This is a genomic window from Marmoricola sp. URHB0036, from assembly GCF_000426045.1.
Lineage (GTDB): Bacteria > Actinomycetota > Actinomycetes > Propionibacteriales > Nocardioidaceae > Marmoricola.
Genome location: NZ_AUEP01000018.1, coordinates 67,594 through 92,827 on the forward strand (window position 1 = coordinate 67,594; position 25,234 = coordinate 92,827).

Sequence of the window (25,234 nt, forward strand, 5' to 3'; positions counted from 1 at the left end):
TAGATTGCGGGCATGGCAACTCCCGCAGCCGAGGTCGACGCCGACGGCGTGCCGGTCCGGGTCTCCAGTCCCGACCGCCTGATCTACCCGGCCACCGAGTCCACACCCGAGATCACCAAGCTCCAGGTCGCGGAGTACTACGTCGCTGTCGGCGAGGGCATCATGCGTGCCCTCGGAGATCGCCCGACCGCCCTCGAACGCTGGACGAGCGGCGTACACCCCGGCATCACGCTCGCCACCGGTCGTGGCGACAAGAGCGACGCGTTCTACAGCAAGCGGGTGCCCAAGGGTGCTCCGGAGTACGTCGAGACCACGCGGGTGACCTTCCCGAGCGGGCGCACCGCCGACGAGGTGTGCGGCGCCAACCTGGCGACCATCGCGTGGTGTGCGCAGATGGGCACGATCACCTTCCACCCCTGGCCGACGCGCAGCGGTGACAACGACCACCCCGACGAGCTCCGGATCGACCTCGACCCCCAGCCCGGCACCACCTTCACCGACGCCGTCCGGGTAGCCGGCGTCGCCAGGGAGCTGCTCGAGGAGCTCGGCATCACCGGCTACCCGAAGACGAGCGGCAACCGCGGCGTGCACATCTACGTGCGCATCGAACCGCGCTGGGAGTTCACCGACCTGCGCCACGCGGCGATCGGCTTCGGCCGCGAGCTGGAGCGGCGCGACCCCGGCGTCACCACCGCCTGGTGGAAGGAGGAGCGCGGAGAGCGCATCTTCGTCGACTTCAACCAGAACAACCGCGACCGCACCATCGCCTCGGCGTACTCCCTGCGCCCCAAGGCCGGCGCACCGGTCTCCACCCCGATGACCTGGGAGGAGCTGGCCACCCTCACCGACCCCAACGAGTTCAACCTGTTCACGGTCCCTGAGCGACTGGCCGACGGTGACCCGTGGGCTTCGATCGACGACACGGCGTACTCCCTGGAGCCCCTGCTGCAGCTCTGGGAGGAGCTGCCCGGTGGAGAGCTGAACTTCCCGCCCGACTACCCGAAGATGCCCGGCGAGCCGCCGCGGGTGCAGCCGTCGAAGAAGGTCGCCGCCCACTGGAACGAGCAGGGCGAACGGATCGAGGACTGAGCCTGCGATGTGGACCTACTGTTCGTGCGGTGAGCGGCACTGGGGACGGTACGGTGCTGCCGGGCTGCTGCTGACCGACCCCGCCCGCACGGGAGTGGTGCTGCAGAAGCGGTCGCGGATGGTGCACCACGGTGGCACCTGGAGCGTTCCCGGTGGTGCCATCGAGGGGCTCGAGGGCCCCGTCCGCGCGGCCCTGCGCGAGGCCCACGAGGAGGCCGGCATCGAGGCCGAGGGCATCGACGTCGTCGACACGATCCTGGGTACCGACCACGGCGAGTGGACCTACACCTACGTGCTGGCCGAGGCCGAGCGACCCGCGGATCCGAGGCTCGGCACGTCCTGGGAGGCCGACCACACCGCCTGGGTCGACCTCGACCGAGTGGCCACCCGGCGGCTGCACCCCGGGCTGCGGGCCGACTGGCCCGGTCTGCTGACCACGCTGGAGGACTGCGACGGGAGGACCGCATGAGGGGAGAGCCGCACTGGACGGTCGGGAGCGACCCGGCCCAGCTGTTCACGGCCTACCTCGACTTCTACCGCGAGAAGGCGATCGCCAAGGTCACCTCCCTGTCGCCGGAGGAGCAGGACACCAGCCGGGTGCCCTCGGTCTGGACGCCGCTCCAGCTGCTGCACCACCTAGCCCACATGGAGCAGCGCTGGTTCGTGTGGGGCTTCCTCGCCGAGCCGGTGGCCGAGCCGTTCGGCGACGAGGTCGACGGCGTCTGGGGCATCCCGCCCGGACGCGGAGTCGAGGAGATGGTCGCGATGCTACGACGGACGGGGGAGCGGACCCGGTCGGTGCTCGCGTCGTACCCGCTCGACACCGTCGCCTCGGTCGGCGGCCGGTTCAGCGCCGACCCCCCGTCGCTGTCGTGGATCTGCTTCCACGTGCTCCAGGAGTACGCCCGGCACGTCGGCCACCTCGACGTAGCCGTCGAGCTCGCTGGCGGGCCGACGGGCGAGTGAGTGCCTGGATGGGTAAGTCCAGTGGGGCGCAGCGTGCTCCCCCTTGGATTTGCGCATCTACGCCTCGGGTGGGTCGACCGCGACGCCGAGGGAGCGGACGAACGAGCGCAGCGCGGTCAGGTCGAACGGGTCGATCGGCGGGTACGTCGCCGGATCGACCTGGACGACCACCCGCCGAAGGCCCTCCTCCCCGAGGGCGGCCACGAGGATCTCCACGGCAGCCTCGGCGCGCGGCCCCTCGGGCAGCTCGGGAAACGCGGGGTGGTGGACGATGACCGAGAGTCCCGGGCCCTCGACCCGGGCAGCGACCAGCGCCTTCGACAGCGCGAGCGTCTGTCCTCCGACCTCGATCGAGGCGCTGGCGAGATCGGCGACGGCCGGCCGGGACGTCGTACGTCGCTTGAAGAGGCCCATGGCAGTCAGATGGCCAAGCCCAGGAGGTCGCACGCTGCGCCCCACTCATCACGCACGCTGGACTGCGTTGTCGTCAGTCGCCGTGGCTCCGCCACGGCTCCCTCCTCCGCCAAGCCAGCACCCCACGGAATCACTCGCTGCGCTCCGGATTCCGCGGGGACCCCGGAAGAGCGAACGCACGCACTGAGCGGCGCTCGCATGCACGACCCCCTGCGCTTCCCCATCTCAGAAGCCGCTGATGCCTTCGCCCTCGCCGGCCTGTTCGTCGAAGGTCTCGTGCTCGAGCAGGTGCAGCACCGGGACGCCGAGCTTGCGACGGGCGCGCGAGGTCCAGTCGACGTGGAAGAACTCCCTGACCACGTGGGGGCGGGTCAGGATGATGACCTCGCGGGAGTCGACCTCGGCCACCTTGGCGACGAGCGCGCGGATGGGGTCGTTGGTCACGGGGTCGCCGAACGCCTTGCCGCCGGCCTTCTCGATCGCGGCGATGGTGGCGTTCACGCTCTCGCGACAGGTGTCGAGCAGCTCGTTGCGCAGGCCCTCGATGTCGGCGTCGCCGACGGCCACCGCAGGGGTGCTGAGCACCTCGCCGGTGGCCAGCGAGCCCATCGCCGACTCGACCCGGGAGGAGGCGTCCTCCACCGGTAGCAGGACGTGGTAGACCACCTGCTCCTCGATGTTCTCGTGCAGCGCCCGGAGGTTGGCGGCGTCCTTCTCGGTGAACGCCTGCTCGACGAGCAGGACCACGTGGTACTCGGTCATGACCCACCTCCCGCGGCATCCATACCGAGAACTGTAGTCAAGTCGTAGCTCACCGGCTGCTCGAGCTGGTCATAGGTGCACGACTCGGGGTCCCGGTCGGGTCGCCACCGCTTGAAATGGGCCGTGTGGCGAAAACGCCGGCCCTCGAGGGCGTCGTACTTCACCTCGAGGACACGCTCAGGACGCAGTGGTGTGAAGGACAGGTCCTTGCCCTGGCTCCAGCGACTCTGGGTGCCGGGCACGCGGTCGGGGTTGGCGATCGCCCATTCCTGCCACTCGCCCCACGGGTGGTCCGCGATGTCGCACTCCAGCGGGGTGAGCTCCTGGAGCAGCTCGGCCCGCCGCGCCTCGGTGAACGAGGCCGAGACCCCGACGTGCTGGAGCTTGCCGTCGGAGTAGAGCCCGAGCAACATCGACCCGAGCAGCGGTCGTTCGGGGGTCGAGGTCTTGTGCAGGCGGTAGCCGGCGAGCACCACGTCGGCCGTGCGCTCGTGCTTGATCTTGAGCATGGTCCGGGCGTTCTGCTGGTACGGCGCCCCCAGCGGCTTGGCCACCACGCCGTCGAGTCCGGCTCCCTCGAACTGCTCGAACCAGCCCTCGGCCTCCGCGGCATCGGTCGTCGTCCGGGTGAGGTACGTCGGACCGGTCAGCCCGCCCAGCTCCTGCTCCAGCCGCGCTCGCCGGACCGAGAACGGCTGGTCGACCAGCGACTCGTCACCGATCGCGAGCAGGTCGAAGGCGACGTACGACGCCGGCGTCTTCTCGGCGAGCATCGTGATGCGCGACTCGGCCGGGTGGATGCGCTCCTGGAGCACCTCGAACTCGAGCCTCGGCCCGACTGCGACGAACAGCTCGCCGTCGAGCACGCACCGGTCGGGCAGCTGCTCGCGGATCGCCGCCACCACCTCGGGGAAGTAGCGGGAGAGCGGCTTGGTGTTGCGTGAGGTGAGCTCGACCTCGTCACCGTCCTTGAACACGATGCACCGGAACCCGTCCCACTTCGGTTCGAAGGACAACCCGTCGTCGAACTTCGCGGGGTCGGGGATGCCCTTCACGGACTTCGCGAGCATCGGCTGGACGGGCGGCATGACTGGCAGGTCCACGGGTCGACCGTACCCGCGTGGCAGGACGACCTGCCTGCGACATACTCGGGCGCATGGCCTACACCGTCACCGACCTGCTCCGCCTGCCCTCGGGATCCGGCACGCTCGCCGACCGTGACCCTGCCGCCACGCCCGGCTTCAAGCACGGCAAGCGCGCGGCCGAGAAGGCGCTGCGCGACATCGGGCCGGAGCTGGCGGACCTCCAGGAGCGGATGTTCGCCGACGCCTACACGGGCGGACGACGCCGCGTGCTGGTCGTGCTCCAGGGCATGGACACCGCCGGCAAGGGTGGGGTCATCGACAAGGCCCTGGGCCTGCTCAGCCCCAACGGGTTCCGCCTGAAGTCGTTCAAGAAGCCCACCGAGGATGAGCTCGCCCACGACTTCCTCTGGCGCATCGACCAGGCGCTGCCCGATGCCGGGATGGTGGGCGTCTTCGACCGCTCCCACTACGAGGACGTGCTGGTCGGTCGCGTGCGGGAGCTTGCCGACGAGCAGGAGATCGAGCGTCGCTACGACGCCATCAACGCCTGGGAGAAGAACCTCGTCGACGAGGGCACGGTCGTCATCAAGTGTCTGCTGCACATGTCGCGCGAGGTCCAGCGCGAGCGTCTCCTGGCCCGGCTCGACGACCCCGACAAGCAGTGGAAGTTCCACCCCACCGATGTCGACGAGCGCGCCCTGTGGGAGGACTACCAGAAGGCCTACGCGATCGCGCTCGAGCGCTGCAACACCGATGCGGCTCCGTGGTACGTCGTCCCCAGCGACCGCAAGTGGTACCGCAACTGGGCCGTCGGACAGCTGCTCCTCGAGGCGTTGCGCGGGATGCGGCTGGAATGGCCGAAGCCGGAGTACGACGTCGCCGAGCAGCGCAAGCGGCTCGAGGACGAGGACGCGTCTTGAAGCAGGTCCGTGCGACCCGTTACGTGACACCTCTCCGCGAAGGCGGCTCACTTCCGGGCATCGTGGAGGCCGACGACCTGGGCACCTACGTCTGCAAGTTCCGTGGCGCCGGACAGGGGTTGCCGGTGCTGGTGGCCGAGGTGGTCGTCAGTGAGCTGGCGCTGCGGCTCGACCTGCGCACGCCGCGACTGGTGGTGCTCGAGCTCGAGCCGGCGATCGCACGCTACGAGGCCGACGAGGAGGTGCAGGACCTGCTCAACGCCAGCCTGGGCCTCAACCTGGGCGTGGACTTCCTGCCGGGGTCGTTCGGCTTCGACCCGACATTCCAGGTCGCGCCCGACATCGCCGCGCGGACGCTCTGGCTGGACGCCTTCGTCGCCAACGTCGACCGCAGCTGGCGCAACCCCAACCTGCTCGTCTGGCACGGCGACCTCTGGCTGATCGACCACGGCGCCTCGCTCTACTTCCACCACGCCTGGAGCGGCGGCATCACCGACCCGGCCCGCTTCGCGGTTCAGCCGTACGACGTGGGCGACCACGTCCTGGCCGCCCACGCCTCGGGTGCAGCGGCGGTCGATGCCGAGCTCGCTGCGCGCCTCGACACGAGCGTGCTCGAGGAGGTGCTGGCCCAGGTGCCCGACATGTGGCTCGAGCCACGGCCGGGTGCCGACTCGCCCGATGACGTGCGGGCGGCGTACGTCGCCTTCCTCCGCGCCCGACTCGAGGGCGGCCGCGCGTGGGTGCCGGGAAGGGCGGCGGCATGAAGCCCTACCAGTACGTCGTGCTGCGCTGCGTCCCGCGCGTGGAGCGCGAGGAGTTCGTCAACGTCGGCGTGGTGCTCTACTGCCAGGCCGCCGACTACCTCGACGCCCGCTGGGAGGTCTCGCCGGAACGGCTGGCGGCACTCACTCCGGGGGTGGACGTCGACGCAGTCTGCGACGGTCTCGAGTTCGTCGCCGCCGTCTGCCACGCCGACCCTGCCGCCGGCTCGGTCGCGACCAAGGACCCCGGCACCCGCTTCGGCTTCCTCAAGGCACCGCGCTCGACCGTCGTACAGCCCGGCCCGGTGCACGGCGGCCTCACCGCCGATCCCTCCGCCGAGCTCGACCGCCTGCTGGGGGCACTGGTCGGCTGACCCACCCGTCGGCTACTCGAACGTCCTCCATCGCCCCTCGGAGATCACCTCGACCGAGCCGTCGACGACCTGGATGGCCGTCTGCTCGTCGATGGCATAGGACGGCACGCCGATGTCGGCGGCCCACCGCTCCGCGTCGGCCATCGAGTTGCCGGGGAAGGCGTCGAGGTGCGGGAAGATCGAGAAGTCGACGAGCCCCAGGGTGCGGTCGTCCGGCGCGGACGGCCACTCCACGAAGTAGTCGCCGATCCGGGGCGTCAGCACCATGCTTCCGGCACTCACCCCCACCCAGACCTTGTCGGGCAGCGCCGGCACCAGCTCGGCCAGCCCGGACTGGCGCAGCCAGTGACAGAGGTACGTCGCGTCGCCACCGTCGACCAGGAGCACGTCGGCGTCCCGGAGCCAGGGGACCCATCGCTCCGTGCCGATGGAGGGGAGTGCGGTGAGCTCGAGGGCGCCGAGCGACGCCCAGCCGAGGCCGGTCAGGTACCGGAAGTCGGGCTCGGGGGCCAGCAGGCCGCGTACCGAGGTCGGACCGCACATCGGATGGCCCCACTGCGCCGTCGGGATGCAGAGCGCGTGGCAGTCGGCGATCGGCTTGCCGAGCAGGTGCACGAGGGCCGAGTGGATGCTCGGGTTCGTGACCCCACCTGAGGTGAGCAACAGCTTCAACGTTCCTCCCGGTTCGGGCGCGGACGACGGATCACATGTGCAGACCCGGCGCCGACCCGAGACTCATCGACGTCGGGGCAACGATTCGAACCTCAGCCGATCCGCTCGGTCAACGAGACGACGATCCCCTCGGGTCCGCGGACGTAGGCCATCAGCCAGGTGCCCTCGTGCTCGCCGATGCCGCCGACGAGTCCGTATCCCTCCGCAGCGAGGTCGTCCACGGCGGCCCGGAGGTCGTCGACCTCGAGGCAGACGTTGCGCAGACCGATCTCGTTGGCCATCGCCTCGGGGGAGCCGGGCACGTGGTCCGGCCTGACGAAGCTGGCCAGCTCCAGCCAGGTCCCACCACCAGGCACCGTCAGCCCCACGATCTCGGTGCGCGCCCCCGGGATGCCGCAGACCGTGTCGAGGAACTCACCCTCCACCGACATCCGCTCGCTCGCCTCGAGACCCAACCTGACGAAGAACTCCGTCGCTCGGTCGAGATCCTCGACGGTGATGCCGACATGGTCGAAATGCTTCACCTGTGCCATCGCTGCTGTCCTCCAGTGTTAGTCGGTCTCGTGTCCCTGGGACGTAGCCGCCCGTGCATTCTCGACATGGTGGCGGAGCTCGCGCGGTCCATTGTCCGCGCGACACCTCGGCTAGCGTGCGGGGATGTCCTCACGACTCGTCGCAGTGACGTACGACGCCGTCGACCCTGCAGGACTGGCCTCGTTCTGGGGCAGCCTGCTCGACAGGGAGGTCCTCCGTGAGGTACGCGGTGCCCTGCTTCCCGGGGAGGAGGCCCAGGTGGCCCTGCGCTTCGTCGCCCCTCCGGTCGGGGGGACCGGACCCGATCGGCTGCACCTCCACCTCACCAGCAGCAGCGTGAGCGACCAGGAGGAGACCGTCGCCCGCGCCCTGGCCCTCGGTGGCCGGCACCTCGACGTCGGCCAGCTCCCCGAGGAAGGGCACGTCGTGCTGGCCGACCCCGAGGGCCACGCCTTCTGCGTCATCGAGGCCGGCAACCAGTTCCTCGCCGGGTGCGGCTACCTCGGCGAGGTCTCCTGGGAGGGCAGCCGGAGAGTCGGTCTGTTCTGGCGCGAGGCGCTCGGTTGGCCACTGGTCTGGGACCGGGGAGAGGAGACGGCGATCCAATCCCCCGCCGGGGGCACCAAGCTCTCCTGGGGAGGTCCGCCCTTTCCACCCAAGGGGGCCAGGAACCGGCAGCGCTTCGACCTCGAGGCGTTCGACCTCGAGGAGGAAGTCGTGCGGCTGGTCGCGCTGGGGGCGACCCGGCTCGGTGACCGCGACGACGGGGTCGAGCTCAGCGACCCTGACGGCAACGAGTTCCGCGTGCTGCCGACCTCGACACCGCGAGCGGATCGGTGAGGCGGGGACACCCGGGACCAGCTCGTGTCACACCAGGGCTGTGCAGGCGAGCCGGTCACGACTCCTGTGTGACGCGAGGGAGGAATCCCCGGGCGCCCGGGGAAACCTACAGCCCCTGAACCCCTCGCCGCCGAGACACGAGCGCAACCGGGGCATTCCGGGGGCGATCCGGACGGCGTCGCGGGCGTGGACGGCAGGTTCAGCCCGCTCGCGCCACGTCCGAGGCACGAGGTCCGACGACCGAAGGGGGCACCGCCGTCGGCGGCAGGGTGACCCTGAAGGTGGTGCCCCGACCGGGCTCGCTCTCCACCGTCACCGCACCGTCGTGCGCTGCGACGATCGAGCTGACGATGTCGAGCCCGAGACCGGTGCCGGGGATGTGGCTGACACGGGCGTCGCTGCCCCGGTAGAAGCGCCCGAAGACGTCGTCGAGCTCCTCGGGCGGGATGCCGATGCCGGTGTCAGTGACGACGAGCTCGACGCCGTCGGCCTCCTGGCGCACGCCGACTGACACCGACCCGCCTGCGTTGCCGTACTTGATCGCGTTCGAGATCAGGTTGTCGAGCACCTGACGCATGCGCTGCCCGTCGGCGACGACACAGAGACGCTCGGGCGCCTCGAGCTCGAGGGCCATGCCGCACTTGTCCGCGACCGGTCGGGACGCCTCGATGGCCTCCTGCACGACCTGGACCAGGTCCACGGGAGCACGCTCCACCTGCAGACCGCCTTCGTCGGCCTGGCCGACGTGCAGGAGATCCGACAACAGGGTGCGCAACCGGAGGGCGTTGCGCTGCATCACCTGGAGCTGGGAGATCACGTCGTCAGGCAGGTCGTCGTGCTCGCACAGGATCTCGAGATATCCCAGCAACGAGGTGAGCGGCGTACGCAGCTCGTGCGACACCGACGACACGAACTCGTCCTTGACCTGCAAGGCCCTGATCAGGTCGGTGATGTCCTGGTAGGCGAGCGCGGCGCCGAGCTTCTCTCCTGCGGGGCCGCGCACCTGACGAGCAGACGTCGAGAAGGCCTTGCGGGTGCGCGGGTCCTCGCCCACCCAGTAGCAGTAGTCGTCGAACTCCTCGCCCTGGACAGCGCGGTACGACGGCATCTCCTCCATCGACATCCTGGTCTTGCCGTCGAGGAAGTAGACGTGCCCCAGCTGGCCCGCCGTGCCCTCGTGACCGGTCGGGAACGGCAGGTGCATGGACTCCTGGTGACGGCGGTTGCTGCGCTCGTAGTGCCCGTCCGGGCCGATCAGCAGCAGGCCGACCCCCACCGTCTCGAAGACGGCCTCGAGGGTCTGGTGCTCCCGCTCCATCTCGGCGTTGAGGGCCTTGAGCCGTTCGGCATGGGCATGCTGCTCGGAGACGTCGAGGATCTGGGAGATGAAGTGCAGCGGAGAGCCGTCCGGCTCACGCACCAGAGCCACCGACAGGTCGCCCCAGATGACGTGTCCGTCGGCGTGCAGGTAGCGCTTGTGCAGCCGGTAGGAGTCGATGTCACCGGCGACGGCCCGGTCGAACAGCTCGAGGTCGGCGTCGAGGTCGTCGGGGTGGGTGAGCTCCTGGAACCCGCGCTGGGAGAGCACGTCGGCGTCGTACCCGAGCATCTCGCACAGCGCGCGGTTCACCATCAGGAGTCGGCCGTCGAGCCCGACCAGCGTCATGCCGATGGGGGAGTGCTGCAGGGTCAGGCGCCACAGTGCGTCGTCGTCCGTCGGCGCGACCATCCAGCACCTCCTACCTGCACCGTGGCGGGGAGCGTTCTCCCACACCTTCAGGAACGGTAGTTGCCTGCCGTACGTTACGGAATGATATGTCCGTTTTGCTGGCAACGGGGAGATTCCCTCAGGTGCGCCAGGTCGAGCCGCCCCCGCGCGTGCGGTCGGAGAGGTCCCCTCAGACGGGCACGAGCTCGACGGCCCCGACCGCGTAGCGCGCCAGGATCGTGCGGGCCAGCTCCGGGTCGGCGCCCAGGGGCTCGGAGACGGCGACGGCACCGGCCTCCAGGGCGAGCTCCGCGGCACGGTCGGGCAGGAAGCCCGGCGCGAGGAACATGGACGCGACGGCCACGTGCCTCCGGCCCTCGGCGCGGAAGGCGCGCACCGCCTCGCCGGTGGCCGGAGGCGCGGCCGAGGCGAAGGCAGCGGTGACCGGGAGCTTGTGCCGGGCACCCCAGACCCGGGCCAGCCGACCGATGGCCTGGTTGGCGAGTGGGTCCGACGAACCCGCGGCAGCGAGCACGAGGGCATCGAGCTCGCGCACCCGGGCCGCGCTCAGCGCGTCGCGCAGGCGCCGGTCGAGCACGTCGAGGAACGTCGGCTCGAGGCCGAGGATGCCCGTCATCCGGATCTGCAGGCCGGGGTGGCGCTCGGTGGCCTCCGCGATCTGGCTCGGCACGTCGATCTTGGCGTGGTAGGCCTCGCTCAGCAACAGGGGTACGACGACGATCTCGTCGAACCCGGCCTTGACCAGCCTGTCGACGACGTTGCCGAAGGCGGGGCGGGACAGCTCGAGGAAGGCCGCCTCGATGCGCAGGTCGGGGCGCATGGCGCGGGTCTCGGCGACGAGTGCCTTGATGGTGGCGGCCGAACGAGGGTCGCGGCTGCCGTGGGCGAGGGTGATGAGGGCTGGAGCGGTCATGTCGATCCGTCTCCCTTCGAGCTCGTGCGTCGGACGCCGGCGCCGTTGGCGTCGTCCTCGGCAGTGGGAATGGGTGCCGTCAGGCTCTGGGGCAGGCTCATTGGTGGATGCCGCACTCGGTCTTGTTGCTGCCGACCCAGCGGCCGCTGCGGGGGTCCTCGCCCTCGGCCACCCGCTGCGTGCACGGCCAGCAGCCGATGGACGGGTAGCCGTCGTACTGGAGCGGGTTGACGAGGATGCCGTTCTCGGCGATGTACTTCTCGACGTCCTCGTCGGACCACCGCGCCAGCGGGGAGACCTTGACCTTCTGCTTCTTCTCGTCCCAGCCGACGACCGGGGCGATCACGCGGTTGTGGGTCTCAGCGCGGCGCAGCCCGGTCGCCCAGGCGTCGTACCCCGCGAGGCGCTCGGCCAGGGGCTGCACCTTGCGCAGCTTGCAGCACAGGTCGGGGTCGCGCTTGTAGAGGTCCTTGCCGTACGTCGCGTCCTGCTCCGCCACCGACTGCACGGGCGTGATGTTGATCAGGTTGACCGGCATGGTCGCCTCGACCGCGTCGCGGGTGCCGATGGTCTCGGCGAAGTGGTAGCCGGTGTCGAGGAACAGCACGTCGATGCCGGGCGCCACCCTGGAGGCGATGTGCGAGAGCACGGCGTCGCTCATCGAGGAGGTCACGCAGAACCGCTCGCCGAAGGTGGCCAGCGCCCACTCGATGATGTCCTCGGCCGGCGCGAGCTCGAGCTCGGCGCCGACGTGGGAGACGATCGCGCGGAGCTCGTCGGTGCTGCGACCCTCGGTCTCCGAGCCGCGGCGAGCGCGGGCGGCCAGGGTGTTGGGGGCGGTCATCGGACATCCCCCTTGGCGTGAGCAGAGGCCGGGGGACGCAGTTGTCCGATCATGTTGAGCTTGAACGCCCGCATGCACGAACGGCATTCCCACTGGCCGTGTCCCGGACCCTCGTCGGACTCGTGCGGCCACAGGTTCTCGTCCCCGCAGTAGGGGCAGTGGAACGGGACCGCACGGGCGCTCATACTGTCGCCCCTCCGGACAGGGCCTTGTCGCCCCGCAACAGCTCCTCGTCGGTCCGGGTCGCCCAGGCGGCGAAGCTCTCGCCGTCGACGCGGTCGACCAGGTAGTTGCCGACGATCGTGGTGATGTAGTCGTCCAGCCCGTCGCTGGTCACCTTGTGGGCGCGCAGCTTCTTGCCGAAGCCGGCGTTCAGTCCGAGGGCACCGCCGAGGTGCACCTGGAAGCCCTCGACCTGGTTGCCGTCGTCGTCGAGCACCAGCATGCCCTTGAGGCCGATGTCGGCGACCTGGGTGCGGGCGCAGGCGTTGGGGCAGCCGTTGACGTTGATGGTGATCGGGGTGTCGAGATCGGGGAAGCGTCGCTCCAGCTCGCTGACCAGGTCGATCGCGCGGTTCTTGGTGTCGACGATCGCGAGCTTGCAGAACTCGATGCCGGTGCAGGCCATCGTCGAACGGCGCCAGTTCGAGGGGCGGGCATCGAGGTCGATCGACTTCAGGTCGCCGACCACCGACTCGACGTCGTCGTGGGCCACGCCGAGGAGCACCACCTTCTGGTGGGCCGTCAGGCGAGCGCCGGCCAGGCCATAGCGCTCCACGATGTCGCCGAGGCCGAGCAGCGTCTCGCCGTTGATCCGGCCGGCCACCGGAGCGGCACCGATGTAGAAGGCGCCGTCCTTCTGGGCGTGTACGCCGATGTGGTCGTCTCCGCCGGGAGTGGGCTCCGGGGAGGGGTTGTCCACGAGCTTCTTCTCGAGGTACTCCGTCTCGAGCACCTCGCGGAACTTCTCCACGCCCCAGTCGGCGACCAGGAACTTCAGCCGGGCCCGCGACCGCAGTCGGCGGTAGCCGTAGTCACGGAAGACCGAGGTGACGGCCTCCCACGCGTCCGGGACCTCGTCGAGCGGGATCCACACGCCGAGCTTCTGCGCGAGCATCGGGTTGGTCGACAGCCCCCCGCCGACCCAGAGGTCGAACCCGGGGCCGTGCTCGGGGTGGACGGTGCCGACGAAGGAGACGTCGTTGACGGCCGGGACGCAGTCGTGGCTGGGGTGTCCGCTGGCGGAGGTCTTGAACTTGCGCGGGAGGTTGGAGAACTCCGGATTGCCGATGTAGCGGCGCTTGATCTCCTCGAGCGCCGGGGTGGCGTCGATGATCTCCTCGGCGGCGACCCCGGCGACGGGGGAGCCGAGGAAGGGCCGTGGAGAGTCACCGCAGGCCTCGATGCTGGTCATGCCGGCGTTGTCGAGGCGCTCCCAGATCTCCGGGACGTTCTCGATCTCGATCCAGTGGAACTGGATGTTCTGGCGGTCGGTGATGTCGGCGGTGCCGCGTGCGAAGTCGGTGCCGATGCTGCCCAGGGCCCGGAGCTTGGCCGCATCGAGCAGCTCGCCGTCGCTACGCACCCGGAGCATGAAGAACTCGTCGTCGAGCTCCTCCTCCTCGAGCATCGCCGTCTTGCCGCCGTCGAAGCCGGGAGCGCGCTGTGTGTAGAGACCCATCCAGCGGAAGCGGCCACGCAGGTCGGCCGGATCGATCGAGGCGAAGCCGCGCTTGGAGTAGATGTTCAGGATGCGCGCGCGGACGTTGAGCGGGTTGTCGTCCTTCTTGGACTGCTCGTTCTTGTTCAGCGGCTCGGTGTAGCCGAGTGCCCACTGGCCTTCGCCGCGCTTGGGGCGGGCTCGTCCGGAACGGCCGATTCGTCCCTCGGTCGGGGCCGGGCGGGTGCTGGTCATCAGTCAGAGTCCCTGGTGTGTCGTGTTCGGGGAGCCGGCGGGCGTCAGGCGGACGGCGTTGTCTGCGACGCTGCGGCGGCCAGGGCGGTTGTGAGCGGGAGGTTCAGAACCGGCGATGACACATCATGCTGCGGGTACGACCGAGGTCCACGTGGCGGCGGGCCACGAGCCAGGTGGTCGTATCGGCAGCGATCATGCGACGAGTCTCATCTTCCGGACGCCCGTTCCACAAACGTCAATCTCATGTCGTGAGACGGCTGTCCAAAATGTGGATCGCCAAATCGGGGCTGGACGGGGCCGACAGGTGGTCCCCTAGTCTGAGCGCATGACGGACGCGACGAGCCCAGGATCGGCAGTTTCAGGCGTGACGGGAGACCCGGGGGCGCTGGCCAAGACTGCGTCGGCGGCGTACGACGCCGCACTCGAGGTGATCGCCTCGGTGGAGCCCCGTGTGGCAGAGGCCACACGCAAGGAGCTGGCCGACCAGCGGTCGTCGCTGAAGCTGATCGCCTCGGAGAACTACGCGTCGCCGGCGGTGCTGCTCACCATGGGCACCTGGTTCAGCGACAAGTACGCCGAGGGCACCGTCGGCCACCGTTTCTACGCGGCCTGCCAGAACGTCGACACCGTGGAGGCCCTCGCCGCCGAGCACGCCCGCGAGCTGTTCGGGGCGCCGTACGCCTATGCCCAGCCGCACTCCGGCATCGACGCCAACCTCGTCGCCTTCTGGTCGATCCTCGCCAACCGTGTGGAGACGCCGGCGCTCGAGCGACTCGGCGCCAAGAACGTCAACGAGCTCTCCGAGACCGACTGGGAGGAGCTGCGCCACGAGTTCGGCAACCAGCGGCTGCTCGGCATGGCGCTCGACGCCGGCGGCCACCTGACCCACGGGTTCCGGCCCAACATCAGCGGCAAGATGTTCCACCAGCAGCAGTACGGCACCGACCCCGAGACCGGCCTGCTCGACTACGACGCCGTCGCGGCCAAGGCCCGAGAGTTCAAGCCCTTGGTGCTGGTGGCCGGCTACTCGGCGTACCCCCGCCGCGTGAACTTCGCCAAGATGCGCGAGATCGCCGACGAGGTCGGCGCCGTGCTGATGGTCGACATGGCGCACTTCGCCGGTCTCGTCGCGGGCAAGGTGTTCACCGGCGAGGAGAACCCGGTGCCGTACGCCCACGTCACCACCACGACCACACACAAGTCGCTGCGCGGCCCGCGGGGCGGTCTCGTGCTCGCCCAGGAGGAGTTCGCCGCCGATGTCGACCGTGGCTGCCCGATGGTGCTCGGCGGTCCGCTGTCGCACGTGATGGCCGCCAAGGCGGTCGCACTGGCCGAGGCGCGGCAACCGGCGTTCCAGACCTACGCCCAGAACATCGCCGACAACGCCAAGTCGCTGGCCGAGGGGTTCAACTCGCGGGGCGCGAAGCTGGTCACCGGTGGCACCGACAACCACATCGTGCTGCTCGACGTGTCGTCGTACGGCCTGACCGGCCGGCAGGCCGAGTCGGCGCTGCTCGACTCCGGTGTCGTCACCAACCGCAACTCGGTGCCGCAGGACCCCAACGGCGCCTGGTACACCTCCGGCATCCGCTTCGGCACGCCGGCGCTCACCACGCGCGGCTTCGGCCACGACGAGTTCGACACCGTGGCCGACCTCGTCCACGAGGTGCTCTCCCACACCACGCCCGGCACCAACAAGGCAGGGGCCCCGTCGAAGGCGACCTACCGCCTGGCCGACGGGGTCGCGGACCGCGTCCAGGCGCGGGCGCAGGAGATGCTCGACAAGAACCCGCTCTACCCGGGTCTCGAGCTCACCTGAGCGAGCTCACCGTCTCCAGAGGTAGTTGACCTCTGGCCGCCCGCTGCCGCCGTGCCGTTGGTGGCGCAGCACGAGTCCCTGGTCTGCGAGGTGCTCGAGGTAGCGGCGGGCGGTCACCCGGGAGACACCCACCGCGTCGGCCACCTCGCTCGCGGACAGACCCTCGGCCGCGTCACGGATGACGTCCGTGACCTGGCGCAACGAATCCGGGCTCATGCCCTTCGGCAGGTCGACCTGGCCCGACCGGTTGCGCAGCGCGCCGAACAGCTGGTCGACCTCGTCCTGGACGACGTCGTCCGCGGCCCCGGCGAGCTGCGCGCGGTAGTCGGCGTACTGCTCGAGCTTGGCCCGGAAGGTCGCGAACGAGAACGGCTTGAGCAGGTACAGCACCACGCCCTGGGTGACCGCGCGGCGGACCACCTCGGCGTCGCGGGCCGAGGTCACTGCGATCACGTCGCACAGGTGCCCGGCGGCGCGCAGTCGCTGCAGCAGGCCCAGCCCGTGACCGTCGGGCAGGTGCATGTCGAGCAGGATCAGGTCGACGTCCTGGTGCGCCGTCAGGTGGCGCACCGCCTCACCCGCCGAGCGAGCGATCCCGACGACCTCGAAGCCGTCCAGCCGGCGGGTGTACTCGGCGTGGGCCTCGGCCGCCAGCGCCTCGTCCTCCACGACGAGCACGCGCACGCTCATCGGTCACCGCCGAGGCTGACGGTGAACTCGGCGCCGCCGAGAGCGGAGGTGCCCACCGAGACTGTGCCGCCGTGGCGACGGGCCACCTGGCCCACGAGCGCCAGCCCCAGCCCGCGTCCGGAGGTCGCCTTGCTCGACCACCCTCGTTCGAGCACGCGCTCCGCGTCCTCCGGGGGTACGCCGGGCCCGCTGTCGCCGACCACGACCACCACGCGGTCCTCGTCCTCGACGATGGAGACGCTCACCTTGCGCTCGGAACTCTCGGTCACGGCGTCGAAGGCGTTGTCGACGAGGTTCCCGACCACCGTGACGAGGTCCCGAGCCGCGACCGGCAGCGCCTCGGAGCCCACGTCACCGCCGACGGTCAGCTCGATCCCGCGCTCCGCAGCCTGGGAGGTCTTGCCGAGGAGCAGGGCCGCCAGCACGGGGTCGTGCACCGCCCGGACGACGCGGTCGGCGAGGTCCTGGGCGATGCGGAGGTCCTCGGTGGCCAGCTCGACGGCGGTCTCCGGCCGGCCCATCTCGATCAGGGACACGACCGTGTGCAGCCGGTTGGCGGACTCGTGGTTCTGGGCGCGCAGCGACTCCGTCAGGCCCCGCACCAGGTCGAGCTCGCCGGTGACGTGCTGGAGCTCGGTGCGGTCGCGGAGCGTCACCACGGCGCCGACGTCCTGTCCGCCCCAGTAGGCCGGAGCCGAGCTGATCACCAGGACCTGCTCGTCGAGCACGTAGAGGGTGTCCGACTCCGAGAGGTCGCTCTCGATCGCCTCGACCAGGCCGGGCGGCAGTCCGAGGTCCACGAGGGACCTGCCGATGACGTCCTCGGGCAGGTCGAGCAGGCGCCGGGCCTCCTCGTTGACCAGCTGCACGCTGCCGTCGCCGTCGATCAGCACCAGACCCTCGCGGACCGCCTCGAGCACGGCACGGTAGTACTCGTACATCCGGGTGATCTCGCGCTCACCCATGCCGTGGGTCTGGCGGCGCAGCCTCCTGCTGATCAGCCAGGCGCCCAGGAGTCCGACCGCCAGGGCGCCCAGCGCAGCGAGGACGATCGCGGGCAGCTCGCTGCGCAGCTGGGCGTCGATGCGGTCGAGGGTGATCCCGACCGACACCAGGGCGACCACCTTGCCGCCGTCCAGGACCGGCACCACCGAGCGGATCGACGGACCGAGCGTGCCGGCGTACTCCTGGGTGAACACCTTGCCCTGCAGGGCGCCGCCGAGGTCGCCCACGAAGCGCCCGCCGATGCGGGCCGGGTCGGGATGGGTGTAGCGGGTGCGGTCGGGGGCCATCACCACCACGAAGTCGACGTCGGCGTCGGCGCGGACCGCCTCGGCGTACGGCTGGAGGGTGGTGCTGGGGTCGGCGGTGTGCAGTGCGTCCCGTACGGCGGGGGAGTCGGCGATGCTCCGCGCCACCGCGATCGCCTGCTCCCGGGCGCGGTCACGGGTGTCCCGGCGGGCATCGAGGGTGGCCAGGGCCAGGGCGGAGCCGACCAGCACCACCACGACCAGCACCTGGAGCACGAGGAACTGCCGGGCGACCGTGCCCTCCCCGTGCCTGCCCCGCCTCAGCAGCGTCCGCATCGCCCGCCTTCCGTACCGGTCGTGAACTCAACGAACACAAGGGTGACGCCGGTCACACACTTCACCACGATGGCGATGTCCGGACCAGCCCGGACACCGACCTGGAGGACTGATGAGCTCGATCCACCCCGGCAGCCCGAAGACGGCACCGCGTCGTGACCGCACCCACTATCTCTACATCGCCGTTGTCGTCGCCATGGTCCTCGGTGTCGCCGTGGGTCTGCTGGCCCCGGAGTTCGCGACCGGGCTGGCCTGGATCGGTGAGACCTTCGTGGCGCTGATCCGGATGATGATCCAACCGGTCATCTTCTGCACGCTCGTGCTCGGCGTGGGGTCCGTGCGCAGCGCGGCCAGCGTCGGCAAGGTCGGCGGCTTGGCCCTCGGCTACTTCATCGCGATGTCCACGGTGGCCCTCGCGATCGGGCTCGTGGTCGGCAACCTGATCGACCCGGGCGAGGGACTCAACCTGTCCCGCGACATCGCCGGCGAGGGCGCCAAGCAGGCCGACGGGGCTGGCTCGACCACCGACTTCATCGTCGGCATCGTGCCGGACTCGCTGTTCTCGTCGTTGACGTCGGGGGAGGTGCTCCAGACGCTGCTCGTGGCACTGCTGGTCGGGTTCGCGCTGCAGGCCATGGGTCGCACCGGCGAGCCCATCCTGGTGGGCATCGGCCACCTGCAGCGACTCGTCTTCCGGGTCCTCGCGATGATCATGTGGGTGGCCCCGGTCGGCGCCTTCGGCGCGATCGCGGCGGTGGTCGGCCAGACCGGCTGGGAGGCGTTGAAGAGCCTGGCCGTGCTGATGTTCGCGTTCTACCTGACCTGCTTCCTCTTCGTCTTCGTCGTGCTGGGCGCGATCCTCAAGGTGACGACCGGACTGAACATCTTCAGCCTGCTGAAGTACCTCGCTCGCGAGTTCCTGCTGATCCTCTCGACCTCCTCCTCGGAGTCGGCGTTGCCGAGGCTGATCGCCAAGATGGACCACCTCGGCGTCGACCGCGCAACCGTGGGCGTCGTGGTGCCGACCGGCTACTCCTTCAACCTCGACGGCACCGCGATCTACCTGACGATGGCCTCGATCTTCATCGCCGACGCGCTCGGCGACCCGCTCTCGCTGGGTGAGCAGATCTCGCTGCTGCTGTTCATGATCATCGCGTCGAAGGGTGCCGCCGGCGTCACTGGCGCCGGCCTGGCGACCCTGGCCGGTGGTCTCGCGTCGCACCGGCCCGACCTGCTCGACGGGGTCGGCTTCATCGTCGGCATCGACCGCTTCATGTCCGAGGCGCGGGCGCTGACCAACTTCGCGGGCAACTCGGTCGCCACGGTCCTGGTGGGGCACTGGACCCAGACGATCAACCGCGAGCAGGTGGACCGGGTCCTGGCCGGCGCGGACCCGTTCGACGAGACCACCATGCTGGACACTGACCACTCCGAAGGGGACCGGTCCAACGTGGTCCCCGGGGTGGACGAGGTCGAGGGGATCAAGGCCTAGGTCACGCGGTCGCGTCGACCAGGTCGAGACTGAACCGCGCGATGGCGGCCCTGTGGGCGGCGACCTGGTGCAGCTCGGGCGTCGGCTCGGCGTCCAGCAGGTCGAAGGGCAGCGCCGACAGGCCGGTGAAGATCAGCAGCTGCAGTGCGTGCGAGCGGCGTACGACGTCGTCGGGGATCCAGCACTCCTCGTCGCGGAGTCCGGCCATGTACCCGGCGAAGATCGCGTCCTCGACCTGGGCCAGGTCGGCGCTGCTGCGACGCCCGATCTGCACGTCGCCGACGAGCAGCTGGGATAGGTCGTACCCGATGGGGCCTGGTCCCCAGAACCCGTAGTCGATCAGCACGAAGTCGTCGGAGTCCGCACGTGCCAGCAGGTTGTTCGGGCACGCATCACCGTGCGCCGCCACGATCGGCCTGCTGCTCAGCTCCTCGGCGTACTCCGCCGAGCGGTCCGCCGCCTCCAGGAGCCGAGCCCGGAGGCCGTCGTCGAAGGCTGCGGCCACGAGCGGGTGCCGCCACACGCTGTCATCACGGAGGACGGGCAGCACGGCCATCGACAGACGTCCGTCGTAGTAGGTCTGGATCGTCATCGTGTGCCCGACACTGTCGAGCAGCTCCATCACGCGCGCGCTGGTGGCGTGCCGGCCGAGCAGCCTGGCCGCCTGCGAGTAGCGGCCCATGTCCCACTCGCGAGCGACGAGCGGGATCTCCTCCAGCCAGACGGCGTTGGACTCTTCGTCTAGGTCGAAGACACCGAGCGCCCGGACCATGGTGAGTCCTTGCGGCAGGCGGTCCCCGAGGTCGGAGCGGTAGGCCAGTGCCTCGGTCCGCCAGGGGACGGTCGCGGCAGCCCACTCGCGCTGCTCGGGCGGCACCATCGCGAAGAACGGGTGCCGTGCCCAGCTCTGGACGTGCTTGACGAACATCCGGAACGGCTTCGGGTCGCCGCCGACCTCGGCGGTGCCGCTGACCCAGTAGCGGCCCGCGGTGGTGATGGCCGGCAGGTCGTAGGGGAACTCCTGCGCGACGGACTCGAGGACCCTCGTCTCCGCCGGGTCGGTGTCGAACAGTTTGGCCACCATCTCGCCGAGCTGCTCGTCAGAGACGTCGGCCGGGCCGAGAGCGCTGCGGTCATGCATGAGAACTCCTGGTGGGAAAGTGGGTTTACCACTCCGAAGAAGGTAAACTTGCTTTATGAGTTCGGTCAAGCGGGTATTCCCCAGCGAGGAGCTGCACGCAACGCTGCTGATGGGCCTGCTCTTCCGCGAGGTGCGCCAGGTCTTCGCGGCCGAGGACTGGAAGGGCCTGCGCCAGTCGCACTTCCGGGTGATGTCGGCCGTTCCGCCCGAGGGCATCAGCGTCACCGAGCTGGGTGAACGGGTCGGGATGAGCAAGCAGGGCTGCGGCCAGTTCGTGACCAGCCTGGTGGGCTCCGGTCATCTGCGGACCGAGCCTGAGCCCTCCGACCGGCGCGTCCGCCGGGTGCGTCGTACGCCGAAGGGCAACCGCACCGTTGCCGCCGTCACGAAGCGGATGCTCGAGATCGAGGAGTCGTGGGCCGAGCGCGTGGGGGAGCGTCGCTACCGCATTTTCCGCAGCGTGCTCGAGGAGCTAGCTCTCGAGCAGTGACCGGTAGACGTCCATCGTCTGCTCGGCGATCGCCGGCCAGCTGAAGGACTCCTGGGCCCGACGCCGCCCGGCCAGTCCACGCTCGCGCGCCCGATCGGGGTCGCTGACGGCGTCCACCAGGGCGGCCGCCAGATCGGCGACGTAGCGCTCCGGCTCGATCGGCGTACCGGTCCCGTCGGCGGCCTGGTCGATGGGCACCAGCCAGCCGGTCTCCCCGTGTACGACGACCTCGGGGATGCCTCCGGTCGCGGTGGCCACGACAGCCGTCTCGCAGGCCATCGCCTCGAGGTTGACGATCCCCAGCGGCTCGTAGATGGACGGGCAGGCGAACACCGTCGCCGCGGTGAGCAGCGCGACCACGTCGTGCCGCGGCAGCATCTCCGCGATCCAGACGACGCCGTCCCGCTCGGCGGCCAGCCCGTCGACCAGGGCCCGGACCTCGGCCTCGATCTCCCTGGTGTCCGGTGCGCCCGCGCACAGCACCAGCTGCACCTCGGGTGGCAGCTGTGCCGCGGCCCTCAGGAAGAGCGGCAGGCCCTTCTGGCGGGTGATGCGGCCGACGAAGATGACACTGGGGCGGTCCGGGTCGAGCCCCAGCTCGCGGACCCGCTGCGGGTTGGCCACCGGCTTCCAGTCGTCGGTGTCGATGCCGTTGTGCACCACGTGCACGCGTGCCGGGTCGACGGCGGGATAGCTGCGCAGCACGTCGTCACGCATGGCAGCACTGACCGCGATCACCGCGTCGGCTGCGTCGTACGCCGTGCGCTCGACCCAGCTCGAGACGGCGTACCCGCCACCCAGCTGCTCGGCCTTCCACGGGCGCATCGGCTCGAGGCTGTGGGCCGTCACGACGTGGGGGACACCGTGGAGGAGCTTGGCGAGGTGACCGGCCATGTTCGCGTACCAGGTGTGCGAGTGGACCAAGTCGGTACCGGCACAGCCGCCGACCATCTCGAGGTCGACGCCCAGGGTTCGCACCGCCGCGTTGGCGTCGACGAGCTCCTGCGGGTCGGCGTACCCGGTGGTGCCCTCCTCGGCCCGTTCGGACCCGAAGCAGTGCACGCGCGTGTCGACGCCGTCGACCGAGCGAAGGGCACGGACGAGCTCGGCGACGTGGACGCCGGCGCCTCCGTAGATCTCGGGTGGGTACTCCTTCGACAGCACGTCAATCCGCATGCAGGCCAACATAGGCCCAGCCCCTCGCATTGTGGTGGCCGTCACCACTACGTTCGTTGCATGAGCCGCCAAACGAACCGGAAGAACGTCCTGGCGATCGTGCTCGCGGGTGGTGAGGGCAAGCGGTTGATGCCGCTCACCGCCGACCGGGCGAAACCAGCGGTGCCGTTCGGCGGCATCTACCGGCTGATCGACTTCGCCCTGTCCAACGTCGTGAACTCGGGCTACCTCAAGGTCGTCGTGCTCACGCAGTACAAGTCGCACAGCCTCGACCGCCACGTCACGACCACGTGGCGGATGTCGACGCTGCTCGGCAACTACGTGACGCCGGTGCCGGCTCAGCAGCGCGTCGGCAAGCGCTGGTATCTCGGCAGCGCCGACGCGATCTTCCAGTCGCTCAACCTGCTCTCCGACGAGCGACCCGACATCGTCGTCGTCGTGGGTGCCGACCACGTGTACCGGATGGACTTCTCGCACATGGTCGACCAGCACGTCGAGTCCGGCGCTGGCTGCACGGTCGCGGCCATCCGCCAGCCGATCGACCTCGCCGACCAGTTCGGCGTGATCGACGTCGACCCGACGTCACCGGACCGCATCCGCGCCTTCCTGGAGAAGCCGAAGGACCCCGTCGGCCTCCCGGACTCGCCGGACGAGGTGCTCGCCTCGATGGGCAATTACGTCTTCGATGCGGACGCACTGACCGACGCGGTGACCCGCGACGCCCAGGCGGAGCGCTCGAAGCACGACATGGGCGGTGACATCGTGCCGTGGTTCGTCGACCGCACCGAGTCGGCCGTCTACGACTACAAGGACAACGAGGTCCCCGGGTCCAACGAGCGCGACCGTGGCTACTGGCGCGACGTGGGGACGATGAGCTCCTACTACGCCGCCCACATGGACCTGGTCGCGCCACTGCCCGTGTTCAACCTCTACAACAAGAACTGGCCCATCTACACCAGCTACGGTCCGCAGCCGCCGGCCAAGCTGGTCGAGGGACACGCCGGCCAGCCGCTGACGACCTTCAACTCGATCCTGTCGCCCGGCGTGGTGGTGACCGGCGGCACGGTGAACACCTCGGTGCTGTCGCCGGCCTGCTACGTCGACGAGGGTGCCGAGGTCTCGGGCTCGGTACTGCTTCCCGGGGTGACGGTCGGAGCCGGTGCCGTGGTGCGCAACGCGATCATCGACAAGAACGTGGTGATCCCGCCCGGCGCCGAGATCGGCGTCTCGCCCGAGGACGACCTCGAGCGCGGCTTCGTCGTCGAGGAGGGACTGACCGTGCTCGCGAAGGGGCAGGAGGTTCCCAAGCCTTGAACGACTCCCGAGCCGGTCAGCCGGCCCAGCCCTCTGACCTCGTCGACATCCCCCACCTGGTCACGGCCTACTACACCGGACAGCCCGATCCCGACGACGTCGACCAGCAGGTCGCGTTCGGCACCAGTGGGCATCGGGGTACGTCGCTGAAGACGTCCTTCAACGAGACGCACATCCTGGCGACGACACAGGCGATCTGCGACTACCGCCGTGACCAGGGGTACGACGGACCCCTGTTCATCGGCCGCGACACCCATGGCCTCTCCGAGCCGGCCTGGTCGTCGGCCCTCGAGGTGCTGGCCGCCAACGACGTGACGGTGCTCGTCGACGACCGCGACGGCTACACCCCGACCCCCGCCGTGTCGCACGCGATCATCCGCGCCAACCGTGGCAAGGACCTCGGCTCCGGCTCGGGGCTGGCCGACGGCATCGTGGTCACGCCGTCGCACAACCCACCCACCGACGGCGGCTTCAAGTACAACCCGCCCCACGGCGGCCCGGCCGACACCGACGCGACGAGCGTGATCGCGAAGCGAGCCAACGAGCTGATCACCGGCGGGCTCTCCGAGGTGAAGCGGATCCCGTTCGCCCGGGCCCGAGCGGCGGCCTCGTCGTACGACTTCATGGGGACCTATGTCGACGACCTGTCGTCGGTGCTCGACATCGACAAGATCCGCTCGGCCGGCGTACACATCGGAGCCGACCCGCTCGGTGGGGCGAGCGTCGCCTACTGGGGCGAGATCGCCGAACGGCTCGGTCTCGACCTGACCGTGGTCAACCCGCTCGTCGACCCGACGTGGCGGTTCATGACACTCGACTGGGACGGCAAGATCCGGATGGACTGCTCCTCCCCGTCGGCGATGGCGTCGCTGATCGGCCGCAAGGACGACTACGACATCGCGACCGGCAACGACGCCGACTCGGACCGGCACGGCATCGTCACGCCGGACGCCGGACTGATGAACCCCAACCACTTCCTGGCCGTGGCCATCGGCTACCTGTTCGGCGGTGCGCGTCCCGACTGGCCCTCAGGGGCGCAGATCGGCAAGACGCTGGTCTCGTCATCGATGATCGACCGGGTCGCGGCCTCTCTCGACAAGCCGATGGTGGAGGTGCCGGTCGGCTTCAAGTGGTTCGTGCCCGGCCTGATCGACGGTTCGTTCGGCTTCGGCGGCGAGGAGTCCGCGGGAGCGTCGTTCCTGCGCCGCGACGGCGGCACGTGGACCACCGACAAGGACGGCATCATCCTCGCGCTGCTGGCCTCCGAGATCCTGGCCGCGACGGAGAAGACCCCGAGCGAGCACTACGCCGACCTGGTGGCCCGGCACGGCGATCCGGCGTACGCCCGCATAGACGCTGCCGCCGACCGGGAGCAGAAGGCCAAGCTGGCCGCGCTGTCACCCGACGACGTGACCGCCACCGAGCTGGCGGGCGAGCCGATCACGGCCAAGCTCACCGAGGCCCCCGGCAACGGCGCCAGGATCGGCGGCCTCAAGGTCACCACCGACTCGGCCTGGTTCGCCGCCCGGCCCTCCGGTACCGAGGACGTCTACAAGATCTACGCCGAGTCCTTCCAGGGCGTCGACCACCTCCATCAGGTGCAGGACGAGGCCCGGGAGGTCGTCTCGGCTGCTCTGGGTGGGTGAGGTCGGTTTCCCCGGGCGCCCGGGGAAACTGCCGCCGGTACGCCGAAACTTCCCCCGCCCAC

General features: G+C 69.9%; 25 protein-coding genes. 12 read left to right on the forward strand and 13 right to left on the reverse strand.

Going from position 1 to position 25,234, the window contains the following annotated elements; all coding sequences use genetic code 11:
• Positions 1-12 precede the first annotated feature (12 nt).
• The 3 genes from H976_RS0119120 to H976_RS0119130 are packed head-to-tail and all read left to right on the forward strand — an operon-like array spanning position 13 to position 2,055.
• Complete coding sequence (locus tag H976_RS0119120) at positions 13-1,089, forward strand: DNA polymerase domain-containing protein (protein WP_027862851.1); 1,077 nt, start codon at positions 13-15, stop codon at positions 1,087-1,089.
• Positions 1,090-1,096: 7 nt separating this feature from the next.
• Entirely contained in the window at positions 1,097-1,558 is a 462-nt protein-coding gene (locus tag H976_RS27345) for an NUDIX domain-containing protein (RefSeq protein WP_051277079.1), read from the forward strand.
• Positions 1,555-2,055, forward strand: a complete 501-nt coding sequence (locus H976_RS0119130; protein ID WP_027862852.1) for a DUF664 domain-containing protein — start codon at positions 1,555-1,557, stop codon at positions 2,053-2,055. The genes H976_RS27345 and H976_RS0119130 overlap by 4 nt, the downstream gene beginning before the upstream one ends.
• 57 nt (positions 2,056-2,112) lie before the next feature.
• Here H976_RS0119130 and H976_RS0119135 read toward each other — a convergent pair whose 3' ends face one another.
• From H976_RS0119135 to H976_RS0119145, 3 genes are all read right to left on the reverse strand, one after another.
• Positions 2,113-2,469, reverse strand: coding sequence for a hypothetical protein (locus H976_RS0119135; RefSeq protein ID WP_027862853.1), 357 nt, complete (start codon positions 2,467-2,469; stop codon positions 2,113-2,115).
• Positions 2,470-2,694: 225 nt separating this feature from the next.
• Positions 2,695-3,231 (reverse strand): hypothetical protein, encoded by a 537-nt coding sequence (locus H976_RS0119140; protein WP_027862854.1) that lies wholly within the window; start codon positions 3,229-3,231, stop codon positions 2,695-2,697.
• On the reverse strand, positions 3,228-4,334 hold the full coding sequence (locus H976_RS0119145; protein ID WP_027862855.1) for an ATP-dependent DNA ligase: 1,107 nt from the start codon (positions 4,332-4,334) through the stop codon (positions 3,228-3,230). Before H976_RS0119145 ends, H976_RS0119140 begins: the two co-directional genes overlap by 4 nt.
• A 53-nt stretch (positions 4,335-4,387) precedes the next feature.
• On the opposite strand from H976_RS0119145, the gene H976_RS0119150 reads away from it, so the two are divergent.
• Genes H976_RS0119150 through H976_RS0119160 form a run of 3 tightly spaced genes read left to right on the forward strand, consistent with a single transcriptional unit; the run spans position 4,388 to position 6,371 of the window.
• Positions 4,388-5,236 (forward strand): phosphate--nucleotide phosphotransferase, encoded by an 849-nt coding sequence (locus H976_RS0119150; protein ID WP_036227423.1) that lies wholly within the window; start codon positions 4,388-4,390, stop codon positions 5,234-5,236.
• Positions 5,233-6,000, forward strand: a complete 768-nt coding sequence (locus tag H976_RS0119155; protein WP_036227424.1) for a HipA family kinase — start codon at positions 5,233-5,235, stop codon at positions 5,998-6,000. The genes H976_RS0119150 and H976_RS0119155 overlap by 4 nt, the downstream gene beginning before the upstream one ends.
• The gene (locus H976_RS0119160; protein WP_036227475.1) at positions 5,997-6,371 is read left to right on the forward strand and encodes a DUF3037 domain-containing protein; all 375 of its coding nucleotides are present in this window, start codon (positions 5,997-5,999) and stop codon (positions 6,369-6,371) included. Before H976_RS0119155 ends, H976_RS0119160 begins: the two co-directional genes overlap by 4 nt.
• 12 nt (positions 6,372-6,383) lie before the next feature.
• Here H976_RS0119160 and H976_RS0119165 read toward each other — a convergent pair whose 3' ends face one another.
• Both H976_RS0119165 and H976_RS0119170 read right to left on the reverse strand, forming a co-directional pair.
• A complete protein-coding gene (locus H976_RS0119165) occupies positions 6,384-7,043 on the reverse strand; it encodes a Type 1 glutamine amidotransferase-like domain-containing protein (protein WP_027862859.1) in 660 nt (219 codons plus the stop codon).
• 92 nt (positions 7,044-7,135) lie between these two features.
• Positions 7,136-7,576 carry a VOC family protein gene (locus H976_RS0119170; RefSeq protein WP_027862860.1) on the reverse strand — a complete coding sequence of 147 codons (441 nt, stop codon included), beginning with the start codon at positions 7,574-7,576 and terminating at the stop codon, positions 7,136-7,138.
• 124 nt (positions 7,577-7,700) lie between these two features.
• Here H976_RS0119170 and H976_RS0119175 point away from each other — a divergent pair, with 124 nt between their 5' ends.
• Positions 7,701-8,417, forward strand: coding sequence for a VOC family protein (locus H976_RS0119175; protein WP_027862861.1), 717 nt, complete (start codon positions 7,701-7,703; stop codon positions 8,415-8,417).
• 199 nt (positions 8,418-8,616) lie between these two features.
• Here the strand turns inward: H976_RS0119175 and H976_RS27350 are convergent, their stop codons facing one another.
• From H976_RS27350 to H976_RS0119195, 4 genes are all read right to left on the reverse strand, one after another.
• Positions 8,617-10,146, reverse strand: a complete 1,530-nt coding sequence (locus H976_RS27350) for an ATP-binding protein (protein ID WP_051277084.1) — start codon at positions 10,144-10,146, stop codon at positions 8,617-8,619.
• A gap of 169 nt (positions 10,147-10,315) precedes the next feature.
• On the reverse strand, positions 10,316-11,059 hold the full coding sequence (locus H976_RS0119185) for a sirohydrochlorin chelatase (protein ID WP_027862862.1): 744 nt from the start codon (positions 11,057-11,059) through the stop codon (positions 10,316-10,318).
• 97 nt (positions 11,060-11,156) lie between these two features.
• On the reverse strand, positions 11,157-11,903 hold the full coding sequence (locus H976_RS0119190; protein ID WP_027862863.1) for a phosphoadenylyl-sulfate reductase: 747 nt from the start codon (positions 11,901-11,903) through the stop codon (positions 11,157-11,159).
• Between the two features lie 181 nt (positions 11,904-12,084).
• Positions 12,085-13,818, reverse strand: coding sequence for a nitrite/sulfite reductase (locus H976_RS0119195; protein ID WP_051277085.1), 1,734 nt, complete (start codon positions 13,816-13,818; stop codon positions 12,085-12,087).
• A 325-nt stretch (positions 13,819-14,143) separates the two neighbouring features.
• Here H976_RS0119195 and H976_RS0119200 point away from each other — a divergent pair, with 325 nt between their 5' ends.
• Entirely contained in the window at positions 14,144-15,637 is a 1,494-nt protein-coding gene (locus H976_RS0119200) for a glycine hydroxymethyltransferase (RefSeq protein WP_081683040.1), read from the forward strand.
• Between the two features lie 6 nt (positions 15,638-15,643).
• Here the strand turns inward: H976_RS0119200 and H976_RS0119205 are convergent, their stop codons facing one another.
• Positions 15,644-16,327 (reverse strand): response regulator, encoded by a 684-nt coding sequence (locus tag H976_RS0119205; RefSeq protein ID WP_027862866.1) that lies wholly within the window; start codon positions 16,325-16,327, stop codon positions 15,644-15,646.
• Positions 16,324-17,913: a sensor histidine kinase gene (locus H976_RS0119210; RefSeq protein WP_036227425.1), complete on the reverse strand. Its 1,590-nt coding sequence runs from the start codon at positions 17,911-17,913 to the stop codon at positions 16,324-16,326. Before H976_RS0119210 ends, H976_RS0119205 begins: the two co-directional genes overlap by 4 nt.
• A gap of 112 nt (positions 17,914-18,025) precedes the next feature.
• Here H976_RS0119210 and H976_RS27355 point away from each other — a divergent pair, with 112 nt between their 5' ends.
• Positions 18,026-19,405 carry a cation:dicarboxylate symporter family transporter gene (locus H976_RS27355; RefSeq protein WP_036227428.1) on the forward strand — a complete coding sequence of 460 codons (1,380 nt, stop codon included), beginning with the start codon at positions 18,026-18,028 and terminating at the stop codon, positions 19,403-19,405.
• A gap of 1 nt (position 19,406) precedes the next feature.
• Here the strand turns inward: H976_RS27355 and H976_RS0119220 are convergent, their stop codons facing one another.
• A complete protein-coding gene (locus H976_RS0119220; protein WP_027862868.1) occupies positions 19,407-20,546 on the reverse strand; it encodes a phosphotransferase in 1,140 nt (379 codons plus the stop codon).
• 55 nt (positions 20,547-20,601) lie between these two features.
• Between H976_RS0119220 and H976_RS30160 the strand changes: the two genes are divergently transcribed.
• Positions 20,602-21,036, forward strand: a complete 435-nt coding sequence (locus H976_RS30160; protein WP_051277087.1) for a MarR family winged helix-turn-helix transcriptional regulator — start codon at positions 20,602-20,604, stop codon at positions 21,034-21,036.
• Here the strand turns inward: H976_RS30160 and glgA are convergent.
• Positions 21,019-22,212, reverse strand: a complete 1,194-nt coding sequence (glgA, locus tag H976_RS0119230) for a glycogen synthase (protein WP_027862869.1) — start codon at positions 22,210-22,212, stop codon at positions 21,019-21,021. The genes H976_RS30160 and glgA overlap by 18 nt on opposite strands.
• A gap of 60 nt (positions 22,213-22,272) precedes the next feature.
• On the opposite strand from glgA, the gene glgC reads away from it, so the two are divergent.
• Positions 22,273-23,526: a glucose-1-phosphate adenylyltransferase gene (gene glgC / locus H976_RS0119235; RefSeq protein ID WP_027862870.1), complete on the forward strand. Its 1,254-nt coding sequence runs from the start codon at positions 22,273-22,275 to the stop codon at positions 23,524-23,526.
• Positions 23,523-25,172, forward strand: a complete 1,650-nt coding sequence (gene pgm / locus H976_RS0119240; RefSeq protein ID WP_027862871.1) for a phosphoglucomutase (alpha-D-glucose-1,6-bisphosphate-dependent) — start codon at positions 23,523-23,525, stop codon at positions 25,170-25,172. The genes glgC and pgm overlap by 4 nt, the downstream gene beginning before the upstream one ends.
• The last annotated feature ends 62 nt before the right edge of the window (positions 25,173-25,234 follow it).